Source organism: Streptomyces sp. NPDC017943 (assembly GCF_044328425.1).
Taxonomy (GTDB): domain Bacteria; phylum Actinomycetota; class Actinomycetes; order Streptomycetales; family Streptomycetaceae; genus Streptomyces; species Streptomyces djakartensis_A.
On sequence record NZ_JBIRHH010000014.1, the window covers coordinates 19402 to 32331 of the forward strand.

The following is a 12930-nucleotide window of genomic DNA, read 5'->3' on the forward strand; positions in this document are numbered from 1 at the left end:
GCAGTCCGTTCCGTCAGTCGTTGCCGTCGCTGCGGCCGGTGCCGCCGCCGTCCGACTCGGCGGAAGCGGTCCGCGCCCGGGCGGCGGTGATCAGCGTCCGGGAGCGCACCAGGCCGCCGGACGTCGGGTCCGGCGCGGACGGGGGCGGGATGGGAACCGGCATGGAGTCCTCCTCCACTTCGATGGGCGGCCGTCGCCTTTCGGCTCGGCCAGGGCTCCGCCAGTGAACTCGCCACCAACGCGGCCGGTAACCCGCAGCATGGGGCCCCCACCGTGGGGGTATCGTCTGCGCCGACGCTCCGTCACGCTGTGCGAGCTGAGGGGGACTTGTGGACGACTTAGCGCCGTCACCAGCTCAGGTTCCGGACCGTCTTCTGCGCGATCCGGCGTTCACCCAAGCCCTTTGTGCCCGTGACTTCACGGTCGTGTTCGCCATGGCTCACCGGGCAGGGGTGAGCTACTACCGGATCGGCGAGGCCTGCGGCATGAAGCCCGAGCGGGTCTCCAAGGTTGCGAGGGGCGACGCGTCGGTGACCGCCCTTGACACGATCGAGCGCGTTGCGGACGCACTTCGGGTTCCCGGTGCCCTTCTCGGCCTTGCTGCGCGACCCTGGGAGTACAGCTCCCCGACGTCCCTCCCGGAGTCCGACGATGGAGACGACCCCATGAACCGCCGCCAACTGCTGCGCGGCGGGCTCGCCGCCGGTCTCACCGGAACGGCGCTCGCCGCCCTGACCGACACCCGCCGTTCGGTGGACATGGCGCTCGCCGCCGACAGCGCCCCGGCCGCTCTGTCCGACCTGGAAGCGGCCGCCGAGACCTACGGCTACGGCTACCACGGCCAGCCCCCGACCCGGTTCCTTCAGGATCTGGTCGGCGACTTCGCCGACCTCCAGTCCTATCTGGCCAGCCCGCAGCCCGTCGCCACGCGGATGCGGGTCTGCCGTACCGCCGGGCAGATGGCCGGCATGGTGGCCGTGGTGCTGCACGACATCGGGCTGCGGAAGGAGGCTCGCGGCTGGTTCGCCACCGCAGCCGCCGCCGCGAAGGAGTCCGGCGACCGGCAGTTGCACGCCTGGGTGCTGGCCCGGGAGGCGATGGTGCCGCTCAACTACGGAGCCCCGAAGACGGCGGCCGCCATCGCCGAGCAGGCCCGCCAGGTCGCCGGGGGCCAACCGACCGCCGCAGCCACGTTGGCCGCCGCCGTCGCCTCCCGGGCCTACGCCCTGTCCCACCGGCCCGAGCAGGCCCGCCGCGCACTCGCGGCCGCCGACACGTTCATGGAACGGCTCGACGCCGGCGCGCGGGCCGACACCTGGCTCACCCACGGCGAGCAGAAGCACCACGTCCACCTGTCCCATGCGCTCACCGCGCTCGGCGACACCCGGCGAGCCCGCGAAAGCCAGCAGCGGGCGCTCCAGCTCTCCGCGCCGACCAGCACCATGACCCGCGCCCTGCTGACCATCGACGCAGCCACCTGCATCCACCACGACGGCGACACCGAGCAGGCATGCGAGCGCACCGTCGCCGTCCTGTCCGGCCTCCCGGACGCCTACCGCACCGGGCTCGTGCGCCGCCGTGCGCTCGACCTCTACCAGTCGATCCCCGCCCAGCATCACGAGGAGGCCGCCGTGCGTGAGCTGCGCGAGGTCCTGGCGGCCTGAACCATGAAGCGACGAAGGCCCCGGACTTCCGTCCGGGGTTGAAAGGGTGTATAATTAATTTTACGTTCCAGCGGCACCCTGGAACGGTCACCACTCTGAAGTCTCTGTGGCCGGGCGCGGCAACGCCCAGCCCACAGGTCACCAACTCAGCTCACCAGGAGACGTCGCACATGAGCAGCAGCCTGCAGCTCGGTCTGTTCACCACCGAAGAGGGAACCGACCCCATGACCGCCCTCGTCCCGGACGAGGTCGACATCTACATCCTCAATCTCTCGGGCGGGAAGGACGGTCCCCGCGCCGCCGCTCTGGCTCTGGACGCTGCGCGCGCCGCCGGCGTCGAGGACCGGGTCTACACCATCCATGCCAGTCTCGGTCCGCTGGAGTGGCCTGCCGTCACGGTCGGCGGCGTCCGCTACCCCGGCAGCAGCGAACTGGCGGCCCTTCACAGCCGGGCTCTGGGCGTCCCTCCCGAGCGGCACATCGAGGTCCGGCGGGCTCGTGATCTGGAGGGCGAGCGCGTCCCGTACGACCTGTTGACCTACATCGCCGAGCGCGGTGACTGGCCGTGGAAGGGTGTGCTCCCCTGCCGCAGTGACTGGAAGACCGGCCTCATCTATGGCGCCTTCAGCTCCATGGTCCGGGCCCGCAAGAAGCAGCTTGGCCGTCCGGTGGTCTGCGCGAACGTCCTGGGGATCAGGGCGGATGAGAGCCCGGATCGCAAGAAGCGGCCTGCGTTCCGTACGACGACGGACAACACGGCCCGTGTCGTACACGAGTGGTCTCCCGCCCATCAGGTGACCACTCAGGAGGTCAAAGACTGGACCGACGCGCAGGGTCTTGCTCACCAGTGGTGCTACGACTCCCACCCGGGCGCGGGAGATTGGAAGGGATCCAGCCGCTGCTCCTGCTCGCTGTGCGTCCTCGCCTCTCAGCGGGACCTGCTGCTCGCCGTGAAGCGCCGGCCGCGACTGGCAGATCTGTACGCCCTCGTCGAGCGGGTGCGGGGTGTCCCCTTCAACCCCAACACCAGCATGGCCGAGTTGATCGAGCGGGCCGACCGCCCCGGAGCTCCCGATCCGGGGGTGGTCATCGAGGACGAAGGACCCGAGTTCGAGGCTCTGACGAACGCCGTCGAGGCCGCACTGAAGAAGCCCGCCAAGCGGGCTCGTTACGTCCGCCCCGGCGCCCCAGCGGACGCCCTGCCCGGCAGCTGCGACGGCTGCACGACAGGGAACCCCACCACGGCTGCGGACCAGGAGGCGTGACGTGTACACCTCTGGCCATCTGTTCAGCGGCGGCTGGGGCGACGGCCGCGGCTTCATGAACGCCGGATACACCCCCCGCTTCGGCGCCAACCACAATCCGTGGGCCATCAAGACCGCCCGCGCCAACGTCCCGGACATCTACACGCGGGAAGCAGCGATTCAGACGATCGACATGCGCACCCTGCCCCACGCGGATGTCCTGGTCGGCTCGCCGATCTGCCGGGAAGCCACTCCTGCTGGCGGCAATAGCAGGGCCCGTGTGCAGTTGGAGTTCGACGTCGGCGATGGAACGCAGGGGAAGCCCAGCCGGTGGGAGCAGACGCGTATGACCGCGTGGGAGCCCATCCGATACGTCGACGTCCATGAGCCGCTGGCCTACGTGGGTGAGAATGTGCCCGGGTTCTTCACCCGCAATCCGCGGCTCTTCGATGCCTGGCTGGGGGTATGGGACGTCCTCGGTCGCCACGGTTACTACGTGACGCTGGCGTGCGTGAACTCCGCCCACGTCACCGTCGAGATGCCGGACGGCACCGTCCTTGGCCCGGTCCCTCAGTACCGCGATCGGCTCGTGTGGGTGATGGTTCGTAAGGACCTCGGCAAAGTGCCCGACCTGCTGCCCCGCCCCGTCTCGATCTGCCCGAACTGCGGTCCGGTCCGGGGTATTCAGCACTGGCCGGGCGTCCAGAACGGCCGTGGCCGTCGCATCGGTGCCTACCTGCGCCGGATTCCCAAGAGCGGCGCCTCCCAGGCGAAACGGTCTTACTACTACGTGTGCCCGACCCAGCGCTGCCACGCGCGGGTCGAGCCGGTCACCCGGGGCATCGGCGACGTCATCGACGAGGGCGTGCGCGGGCACAGGTTCGGCGACGGCCGCCAGGACCGCAACGCGTTCGAGGCGTACGCGCCTGCTGCCCGTGCCGCTGTGGTGGAGGGCCACAGACTGTTCGGCGGCAAGCCGTTCATTGTCACGCGCCGCAACCACGGCGGCGCAACTCCCCTCGACGTGCCGATCGGCACCGTCACCGCGCAGGGTGGCGCCCACCACTACCTCGCGCGCCCCACGCCCGACATGGACATCGACGAGTGCGAGTACCGCCCTCTGACTGTGAAGGAGAACGCCCGCACCCAGGGCTTCCCCACGGAGCACGTCTTCGCCGGCGAGGAGCCCGACCAGAAGCTCCAGGTCGGCGACGCCGTGCCCGTCACTGTCGCCACCTGGGCAGCACAGGAAACACTGAAAGTCCTGCCGTCGTGATGGCAGGATCGTCGTAGTAGGCCGACTGCAGGCAGGCACGAGGCTATGGAGCCCCAGGCGTTGCCTGGGGCTCCGTTTCGTGTTCCCGCCCGTCCATGGCCTTACGGAGCGGCGGCGGTCAGCGCACGAGCCGCTGGTGCCTCCGGGCTTGCCGCGCCAGTCGTTGGAGCAGGCGGCGGAGGTCTGCCCACACTGCCCTGGTTTCGAATCCGATCAGCATCTCAACTCCCCTTTGTTGCTCTGCGGCCGGTACGCCTTGCGCCACCGTGGTCCCTCGCCTGCTCACACGCGTCGGACTAGCGGGGTGAGCAGGCCATCGCCGGGCCAAAGGCCTTGTTCGGCCACGAGGCCGGCAAGGAACACGTCGATCTCGGCCAGCACGGCGGCCCGCTCGGCGGCCCCGTAGACAATGAACTCGTCGGCTGCGGCGTCGAATGCCCGCACGTGGCTGTGCGGGCCGGTGCAGACGAGGGCGCGCGCGATCTCGGGCAGGCCGAGGCTGAGGGCATCGCAGTCCCCGGAGCGAACGAGCCGCACCAGGTCGGTGGTGACGTGCTCCCAGTCGCCGACGGTCGGCCAGTCGGCGCCGCCGTTCAGTTCATGGGTGAGGGTGGACAGCGGGATGATCTCGCCGGGGTGGCGTCCTTGGGTGAGAAGGTCGTGGATTTGGGTGCCGTCGGGCTGGAGCACTTGCGGGTGGAGCAGGGAGTCGGCGGCGACGACGGTGGTGTTGATCTCCTGGGTTCCGGGGCCGGGGTAGTACGGCTCGTGTGCGAAGAGCAAGTAGACGTCCTGGGTGTGGACGGCCGGGCTGGACTCGGGCTGGGGCATTAGGACGGTTCCCTTCAGCGGTGGTGTGCTGGGTGTGGGGCGAGGTGTGGTCGGACGGACGCCCGGCGGGTACGGGCCCAGTGGCCACCCGGGCTCCCGCATCTGGTCCGCATCGGCGGCACCGTCCTCGGTGGCGGAGCGCTCGATGATCTGTGCGACCTGGTCGGCGAGTTGGAGCATCAGCCGTTCACGGCCGATGAGGCTGGCAGAGGCCGAGCGGGTGTCGTGGGTCTGGAGCATGTCGGCGGCGTCCCACAGCACGGTGTGACCGACCTCGGCCGAGCGGCGCAGTTCGTAGTGGTCGCTGCCCGCGGCGGCCTGGACGAGGGAGGTGTGCAGGGCGGCGAGGCGCTGCAGGTAGCGGACGGCACCGTCGCCTTCGACGCTGCGGACGTGCTCGCGGGCCCGCACGTCCAGTCGGCCGGGCAGGTGCTCGGCGAGGAGCGGAGCGAGCAGCATCGCCGGCAGCGCCACATCGACGGGGACGCCGTGGCGCATGGCGAACAGTCCGACGACCAGACTGACGAGCGCGACGGCAGCTGCGGAGAACCGCAGGGATCCGGGAACGGTGTGCAGAGCGATGCGCTGGGCAGGGCGTCTGGTCAGCCAGCGCAGCGCCAGACGCTGGGGAAGGGTCGCGCCCGGGGTAAGCACCCCGATCTGCTGGGGGAGCTCAGGCAGCGTGCCGTCGGCGGGGACGGTCCAGGCGAGCCAGCCACAGGAGGTGCGTTCGTGTACGAGGACTGGCTGGCACACGGCCGAGCAGGTGTCGTCATGGACGTGGCCGGTGCGCACGGCGTGGGAGCGTTCTTTCTCCCACCGGCCCGGGTCACGGATGAAGGGGTGTCGGTGGTGCGCGGCCGCGGTCGGCGGCGGGGTGTGGAGCGTGTCCGTCACGGGGTGCTTCCTTCCAGGTGGTCGATGAACGTGGAGGCGCACGTGGTGCAGCGGCCGTCGCCGTCGGGGTGGGCGCGGCGGGGAGTCGGTCCCGGGCAGGTGCGGCACGGCGGCCACCCGAGGCAGGTCGGGCAGAGGTCTTCGCCGGGGGCGGTTCCGGGCACGCCGCAGCCGGCGCATTCGACGAGGGCCCGGTAGGTCAGGGCCTCGCTCACCGTGCGGGCGGCGATGGAGGTGGTTGAGCGCGGCGGCGGGTCCTCCCACGCGGGCGCGTCGTGGTGGGTGGCCACGGTGGCGGGCGGTGGGTAGGCCTGGGCGGCGCGTAGCCGGGCGGCGATGATCGCGCCGACGGTGGTCCGGACCGGGCTCGGCAGGGGGCGGTCGCTGATGACGTGCTGAAGCTGTTCGCGCGTCCAGCCGGCGTCCAGCATCGCGGTGACGGTGCGCCCCTGCTCGGCGAGGACCTGATCGGTGAGCAGCAGCTCGGGGCGCTGTGCGCCGATCGCCAGCAGCAGGCGGACTCCCGGTTCGAGGTCCGCGGGCGCCGGTGCCGTCCGTGGCGTGGGCGGCGCTTCGCCGCGCGGTCGCTCGGCGCGGCCGCCGGGAGGGAGGGGTCTGGTGTTCTGCTGAGTGGTCTTCTTTCTGTTGGTGTTCTTAGTGGGCCGATCAGCCAACGTAGGGTCATCCACTGGTGGGAAACCCGACTCTGGTTGTGACCTGCCGTTTTGCAAGGCGGGCAGATCGGTGATGAAGTACGCGGCCGCGCCGAGGGTGCCGTCGCGCTCGCGCTCGCGTTCCCGGACGAGGAAGCCGTGCTTCTCAAGTTCCTTCAGCCCGCTCTTGACGGCTGACTCGCCATCGCGGCCGCGGCGGGCGATGTCGGCGACGGTCATCCGCCAGCCCTCCCGGTGCGTGGAGAGCAGCCCGAACAGTCCCTTGGCCTTGTAGGACAGCTCGGCGGTGCGGAACAGTCCGTTGGCGATCTGGGTGAACTGATCGGAAGCCATCACGCCCCGGCGGACACCCGCCCCGAACCCGCCGGCGTGCGCGACTTCTGCCGGCGCGATCACCAGGTCGGCTTCGATCAGCGCGATGTCCAGGGTGGCCGGGCGGTCGGTGATGCAGTAGACGATCTCGCCGAGAGTGCCGTCGGGGCGGCGCAGGCGCTCACGGATCAGGTAGCCGTGCGCCTCCAGTTCCTTCAGCCCGGTGCGTACCGCTTCCCGTCCGTCCGGACCCAGACGGACTAGGTCGGCGATCGTCACCTGCCAGCCGTTGGTGTGGGTACTGACGTACCCGAAGATTCCCTTCGCTTTGAACGACAACTGGGATTCACGGAAGAGCGCGTTGGCAACCTGGGTGAACTGATCGGCCGCCATCACGCCCCGGCGGATCCCCGCCCCGAAGCGGGTCACCGCCGTGCCCCTGGCGCCGGCCGAGCACGGTGGCCACGGCGGCGCACCTGGCTCGCCGAGGTGGAGCGGCCGGTGGTCCTGGGCGTTGGGGCGTGCATGTGTTCCATGTCGTCAGCTCACTAGCCGCCCCCGACCAGGCTGACGGCCACCAGCCCCGACCATCGGTCACGATCCGGCAACGCAGCCGTCTAGCTGCCGTGGTCGGGCTCATGGTCGGGGCGACCACGCGCCTTCAGCAGTGGTCTGTGCGGGGTGCCCCGTCCGGTTGCGCAGTTCCGGACGGGCGGTTGCGCAATGGAGTTGCGCAACCAGTCGAGGGTTGTGCGCAGTCGGGTGGCGCGGAGCGGTTGTGCAGTCCGCCCGAGGCTTCCTGATCTTCTCGTGCGCAGGTTCGAGTGCCGCACTGTGCAGGCTCAGCCGCGGTCCTTGACGGCGATCATGTGCGCACTGGTGTGCGGGTGCGGTGGCAGTGCGGCAGGAAGGCATCCGCGGCGTCGTCGGTCGCGGGCTTGTGGCGGACAGGATGCGCCGGTTCCCAGCTCGCGGCTGCCCCGTGGTCGGGCCTGTGGTCGGGCCGACCATGGCCCCGACCATGGACTTCGTGTCCCCATCGTGACCGTGGTCGGGGGTTCATGGTTGGTGGTCGGGTCGGGTCCCGCAGGTTTCCTCAAGGGCAGAAACATTCGTTCTGACCTGGGAGTTTGACCATGTCTCCTGGCAAGCAGGCCTCGGAAGGCGAGGCCGCTGCTCCAATGGCGGCAGGCGCCCGGCTGGAGGCGATGCGGCGCCGAGTGCGTCTGTCGCGCCTGGCAGTTTGGACCGTCATCGCGGCCGGCCCGATCGCTCTGGGCGTTGCCATCACCTCCACCCCGACCACGGTCGAGGCGGCCACCCCGTCCAAGCCCACCGCCGCCGTGCGCACCACGGCGCAGGCAGCCGATCCGGCCGGCTATGCGCAGCTGTTCGTCCACGCGTGGCTGCGCAGCAGCGCGGACGACGCCTCGAGTGCGCAGGCGCGGCTTGCGCACTCGATGGCGCCGGACGTCGAACTGCCCGACCCCGCTGCGGATGCGCAGTCGACGCCGGCGTCGGTGACGGCGGTGCGCAGTGCGCAGCGCACGGACGGCGCGTGGTCGGTGACGGTGGCTGCGCAGTACGCCGACGGAGCGGTGCGGTACTACGCCGTGCCGGTGGCCGCCGACCGCGCGGGCGCCTCGTTCGCCGTGACCGGTGCGCCCGGTGTGGTGGCCGGCCCGGGCCGGGCCGAGGTACGGAAGTCGTCGTACGGCGTGAGTGTCCCGGAGGGTGATTTGTCGGCGGCCGTCGGAGAGTTCCTCGCCGCCTACCTGACCGGTGCCGGAGAGGTGGACCGCTACCTCGCCCCCGGTGTGAGCCTGTCGCCGGTCTCCCCCGCCCCGTACACGACGGTCACGGTGCAGCAGGTGTCCGCCGTCGAGGAGGCCGCGGCCGCCGAGCAGGTGCCGGCCGACGGCACGAAGGTCCGAGTCCATGCACAGGTGGAAGCCCGGGACACCGGCGGGCGGTGGCCGCTGGGTTACGAGCTTGCGCTCACGGCGCGCTCGAACCGTTGGGAAGTCTCGGCTCTTGAGTCCGGGACGGCTCTAGACGGGGGTGCCCGGTGAATGCGGTGAACAGCGTGATCCTCGCCGGTCAGTTGGACGACCTTGGCGACAGCTGGATCAACATGTTCAAGGACTGGGCGACCAAGGGTCTGCAGGCCGGTCTGCTCGTGCTCGTCGTCGTCATCATGATCCAGAAGTTCAGCCTCAAGGCGGGGATCGGCGCCTTGTTGCTGATGATCATCGCGCTGGGGTTGTACAACTCCCGCGAGGACCTCTCGGACATGTTCGAGGACGAGGTCAAGAACCCAGCCAAGGGCGCGCCCGCTGTCCCCGGCATCGTGGACAGTTCTGGCTCCGTCGTACGAGAGCACTCCCCTGGCGTCGGAGGCTGGCTGTGAGCGCCGCAGCGGCCACGGGCCGGGTGGGGCGTTTCTACACCGCCGCCCGTCGCCATCCCTGGGTGCTGGGAAAGGTCGCGGACTGGAAGATCCCGCTCGGCCCATACACACCCGCGCAGATCGCGGTTGCCGTCGGAGGCGGCTTCCTTCTCATCAAGACGATCAGCTGGTGGTCGTGGATGGGGCCGATTCCGATCGCGGCCTGGCTGCTGTCGATCTGGGCGGTCCGCCGTCCGAAGATCCGGGGCCGTGCCCCTCTGCAGGCGGCGCTGGGCTGGGTGCTGCTCCTCTGGCAGCCCCAGGGAGGGCGGATCGGTGGGCGCGCCGCCCGCGACCGCTCGCCCCACCCGCTGCTCGGCGGCTTCACGATCGAGGAGGCGCCCGTCTCCGCCATAGCCGCCGCACCGTCCCCTGCGGTGCAGCCGCGTATCGACCGGGCGCCGCACCCGAACCCGGCCACCAGCTGCTCGGCCACGCGCCACCGCACGGGGCCGACTGCTCCCGCGGTGCCGGTGGGGCCGATGTCGGGTGTTCAGCAGCTGCTCGCGCTCGCCGAGCAGAGCGGAGGTGTGCGGTGAGGGTTCCAATCCGTCACATTGCCGGGCACCTTCTCTGGTCGACGCACGGCAGCGTGTGGGCCTGCTACCGCCTGCACCCGGGCCCGGACGCACAAGGGCAGCACGAGGAGACCGTTCAGGGCACCTACGTGCCCGCCGCGGTCCGTGACGAACAACTCGCCAAGATCACACATTTGGTGCGGTCGCTGTCCGGGGCGCCACGGCTGTTCGGGCTGTGCGCGCAGGTCGACCCCGGCGAGATCGCCCTCAAGATGATCGAGGGCATCGAGCCGGCCGACACGGCACCGGATGACGGCCCGCATCCGTGGGTGGAGAACGTCGAGGCCACCCTGGATCTGCTGGGCGACCAGGAGATGCACCACCGCACCCTGTGGCTGGTGGTGCCGCTCCAGGCCGAGACAACCGGCCTTCAGGTATCGGCCTCCTTCGGCGCGGCGTGGGCGGAGATGTCTCCGATGCTCGGCATGCGGCCGGCGCCCGTGGCGCAACGGGAGGTGACCGCCTACCACGAGCAGGCCTCCCGAGTGGAGGCCGCGCTCGCCGGCGGCATCGCCTTCCGCCCGGCCCGCCCGGCGGAGATTGTGTGGATGATCCAGCACGCCCTCCACCGCGGTCTGGCCGAGCCGCTGCTGACGGAAGCCGAATCCAGCGACCTGTACGGCGGGCAGCTGCGTGACGGTGTGCTGCGCTCCCCCAGTTACGCCGACCTCGGCCAAGTACGCCTGCAGGAAGGCGGCATCGACCCCGACCTGGATGACGTCGACGACCTCAAAAGCTCCGGCCGGATCACGCGGTCCGGGCGGAAGGCCTGGTGGCGGGTGAACAGCGGCTCGCCGCTCGGGCGGCGCTGGCTGCAGGTCGAATCCGACGCCGGGGTGGGCTACCAGGCGCAGCTCGCTCTGGCCGAGTGCCCGCCCGCGGTCAGCCAGGACGCCGCCGACCTCTTCGCCCAGCTGGAAACTCTCGACTTCCCCGTCGACTACACCGTCGACCTCACCCTCGTCCCGGCGGAGAAGGCCCGCGACCAGGTCCGGCGCAAGAAGAACGAACTCATCGACCAGGCCGACCAGTACGACGCCCGCCCCACCGGCATGCCGGCGTCGCTGACCGAAGCCGCCCGTGATCTGGGCGAGCTGGACGCCCGCCTGTCGCGCACCAGCGTGGAGGTTGAGGTGCAGTCCGTGACCGTGCTGACGGTGTGGGGGCCGACCGCCGCCGTGTGCGACGCGAGGGCCCGCGCCCTGGCGGCGCTGCTGGGCGGCGCCGACTACCGGGCCGTGCGCCCGGCCGGCCTGCAAGAAGCCCTGTTCGCGCTCGGCCTGCCCGGCACCGTACGCCCGGGTGTCGTGCGGGAGTTCACCCAGCACCAGATCTCCGAAGACTGGGCGCTCGGCGGGGCCTTCACGGCCTCCGAGGTCGGCGACCCGAACGGCATGTTCCTCGGCATCGACCTGGACAGCGGCACCACCCGCCCCGTCATGATCAACGTGGCGGATGCGCCCAAGGTGGACGCGTCCGCGTCCATGGGCATCGTTGGGGACCTCGGGGCGGGCAAGAGCGTCCTGCAGAAGCTGATCGCGGAGGCGGTGTGGGCACGCGGCGGCTGCGCCATCTGCATTGACCGCACCCCCGTACGCGAGTGGGCGACCTTTGCCCGCACCGCGGCCAAGGGGCGCGTCCAGATCATCGACGCCGCCCAGGCTGAGGTGTCCATCGACCCGCTGCGCATGTTCGACGGGCCTGAGGGCCGCCACTACGCCCTGTCCTACCTCACTTTGCAGCTCGGGATCGGCCCGATGAGCACCAACGGGGAGGTCCTGCACCACGCCGTCGAGCAGGCCGCCGCCAGCGAGGCCCCGTCCATGCACCGCGTGCTGGTAGTCCTCGAGGAGATGGCTAAGAGCGAGGTGGGCAAACGGCAGGACGCAGCCGCCACCCTCGCCGGACTCGTCCGCGTGGTCGCCACCAACTCCCTGGCACGGATGGTTTTCGACCCCACGCTGCCGCCGGTACGCCTGGACGCGTCCAGCACCTCCGACATGATCGTGATCACGACGTCGGGGCTGAAGTTGCCGCCGAAGGCCGCGTTCGACAACCCGGAGGTTCTGCACCAGCAGCCGCTGGAGGCATTGATCGGCCGTGCGGTGCTTTACCTGATCGCCGCTCTCGCCCGGCAGACCGCGTTCGAGGACCCCGAACGGTTCACTGCCGTGGTCGCCGACGAGCTGTACTGGCTGACGTCGTCGGCCGAGGGCACCGCGCTGGTCCACGAAATTCTCCACGACGGCCGCAAGCACGGTGCCGGTCTCCTTGCCGCCTCCCACGACGCCGAGGAACTCGGCCCCGACCGCGGCCTGATGGCCTACCGCGCGCTCGCCCGCACCGCCGACCGCGAACGTGCACGCCGTGGTCTGGAGTTCGTGGGCCTCGACCCGAGCGACGGCGAGTTGCTGCGGCTGGTGACCACCGGTTTGTCCCCCGTAGGACGCAAGGGCCGGGAGGGCGAGTTCCTTCTGACCTGCCCGCGGCAGAACACCGGGCGGGTCAAGGTCTCCATCCCCCGCATCGAGCGCATCACCACCTCCATCACGACCACACCGGGACGTCGCGCGAGCGCTGCCTCGCCGTCCGTGCCTGAGCCGCTGGCCGGTGAGGCCGCAGGGTCCCGTCCGAAGGAACTCGTCTGATGACCTCTTCTACCTGGGTCCGCTCGCGTCGCCTTGCCGCGGCCGTGAGTGTCCTCACGTTGATCGCTGTCGTGGTCGGCGTGCTCGTTCTGGCCGTCGAGGTGGGTGTGCCTCAGGCGTGGTGGCCGCACACGGGGCAGGCCTTCGCCGCCGACGCCCATTCCACGAACCAGGACCCGTGCGCGCTGATCGTGGGTCCGGCCAAGGAGTACTGCGAGCGCGGCACCACGACCACCGCCTCCGCCGAGCAGCCGGGTGTTGCCGGTGCGGCTTGGCGGCTCGTGCCAGCCGGTGCCGGGGTGGCCGCCCTCGTGATGTGGCGGCTCCGGAGCCCTGCTGGGCAAAGGCGGCGCTGAA

At 70.6% G+C, this 12930-nt stretch carries 11 protein-coding genes; 8 read left to right on the forward strand and 3 right to left on the reverse strand.

Annotated features, from left to right (window positions below):
- Nucleotides 1-13: 13 nt before the first annotated feature.
- The gene (locus ACH4C6_RS32250) at nucleotides 14-163 is read right to left on the reverse strand and encodes a hypothetical protein (protein ID WP_266478272.1); all 150 of its coding nucleotides are present in this window, start codon (nucleotides 161-163) and stop codon (nucleotides 14-16) included.
- A 502-nt stretch (nucleotides 164-665) separates the two neighbouring features.
- Between ACH4C6_RS32250 and ACH4C6_RS32255 the strand changes: the two genes are divergently transcribed.
- From ACH4C6_RS32255 to ACH4C6_RS32265, 3 genes are all read left to right on the forward strand, one after another.
- The gene (locus ACH4C6_RS32255) at nucleotides 666-1664 is read left to right on the forward strand and encodes a hypothetical protein (protein WP_398112206.1); all 999 of its coding nucleotides are present in this window, start codon (nucleotides 666-668) and stop codon (nucleotides 1662-1664) included.
- Nucleotides 1665-1834: 170 nt separating this feature from the next.
- The gene (locus tag ACH4C6_RS32260; protein ID WP_398112207.1) at nucleotides 1835-2929 is read left to right on the forward strand and encodes a phosphoadenosine phosphosulfate reductase; all 1095 of its coding nucleotides are present in this window, start codon (nucleotides 1835-1837) and stop codon (nucleotides 2927-2929) included.
- A 1-nt stretch (nucleotide 2930) separates the two neighbouring features.
- A complete protein-coding gene (locus tag ACH4C6_RS32265; RefSeq protein WP_398112208.1) occupies nucleotides 2931-4184 on the forward strand; it encodes a DNA cytosine methyltransferase in 1254 nt (417 codons plus the stop codon).
- Nucleotides 4185-4466: 282 nt separating this feature from the next.
- Here ACH4C6_RS32265 and ACH4C6_RS32270 read toward each other — a convergent pair whose 3' ends face one another.
- Together ACH4C6_RS32270 and ACH4C6_RS32275 are read right to left on the reverse strand one after the other, a co-directional pair.
- Complete coding sequence (locus tag ACH4C6_RS32270) at nucleotides 4467-5912, reverse strand: hypothetical protein (protein WP_398112209.1); 1446 nt, start codon at nucleotides 5910-5912, stop codon at nucleotides 4467-4469.
- Nucleotides 5909-7327 carry a hypothetical protein gene (locus tag ACH4C6_RS32275; RefSeq protein ID WP_398112210.1) on the reverse strand — a complete coding sequence of 473 codons (1419 nt, stop codon included), beginning with the start codon at nucleotides 7325-7327 and terminating at the stop codon, nucleotides 5909-5911. Before ACH4C6_RS32275 ends, ACH4C6_RS32270 begins: the two co-directional genes overlap by 4 nt.
- A 707-nt stretch (nucleotides 7328-8034) precedes the next feature.
- Between ACH4C6_RS32275 and ACH4C6_RS32280 the strand changes: the two genes are divergently transcribed.
- From ACH4C6_RS32280 to ACH4C6_RS32300, 5 genes are read left to right on the forward strand one after another with little or no spacing between them, the layout of a single operon-like run.
- Nucleotides 8035-8970, forward strand: coding sequence for a conjugal transfer protein (locus tag ACH4C6_RS32280; protein ID WP_398112211.1), 936 nt, complete (start codon nucleotides 8035-8037; stop codon nucleotides 8968-8970).
- Entirely contained in the window at nucleotides 8967-9308 is a 342-nt protein-coding gene (locus tag ACH4C6_RS32285) for a hypothetical protein (RefSeq protein ID WP_376330546.1), read from the forward strand. The genes ACH4C6_RS32280 and ACH4C6_RS32285 overlap by 4 nt, the downstream gene beginning before the upstream one ends.
- Nucleotides 9305-9886 (forward strand): hypothetical protein, encoded by a 582-nt coding sequence (locus ACH4C6_RS32290; protein ID WP_398112212.1) that lies wholly within the window; start codon nucleotides 9305-9307, stop codon nucleotides 9884-9886. Before ACH4C6_RS32285 ends, ACH4C6_RS32290 begins: the two co-directional genes overlap by 4 nt.
- Nucleotides 9883-12573 carry an ATP-binding protein gene (locus ACH4C6_RS32295; protein WP_398112213.1) on the forward strand — a complete coding sequence of 897 codons (2691 nt, stop codon included), beginning with the start codon at nucleotides 9883-9885 and terminating at the stop codon, nucleotides 12571-12573. Before ACH4C6_RS32290 ends, ACH4C6_RS32295 begins: the two co-directional genes overlap by 4 nt.
- Nucleotides 12573-12929, forward strand: a complete 357-nt coding sequence (locus ACH4C6_RS32300; protein WP_398112214.1) for a hypothetical protein — start codon at nucleotides 12573-12575, stop codon at nucleotides 12927-12929. Before ACH4C6_RS32295 ends, ACH4C6_RS32300 begins: the two co-directional genes overlap by 1 nt.
- The last annotated feature ends 1 nt before the right edge of the window (nucleotide 12930 follow it).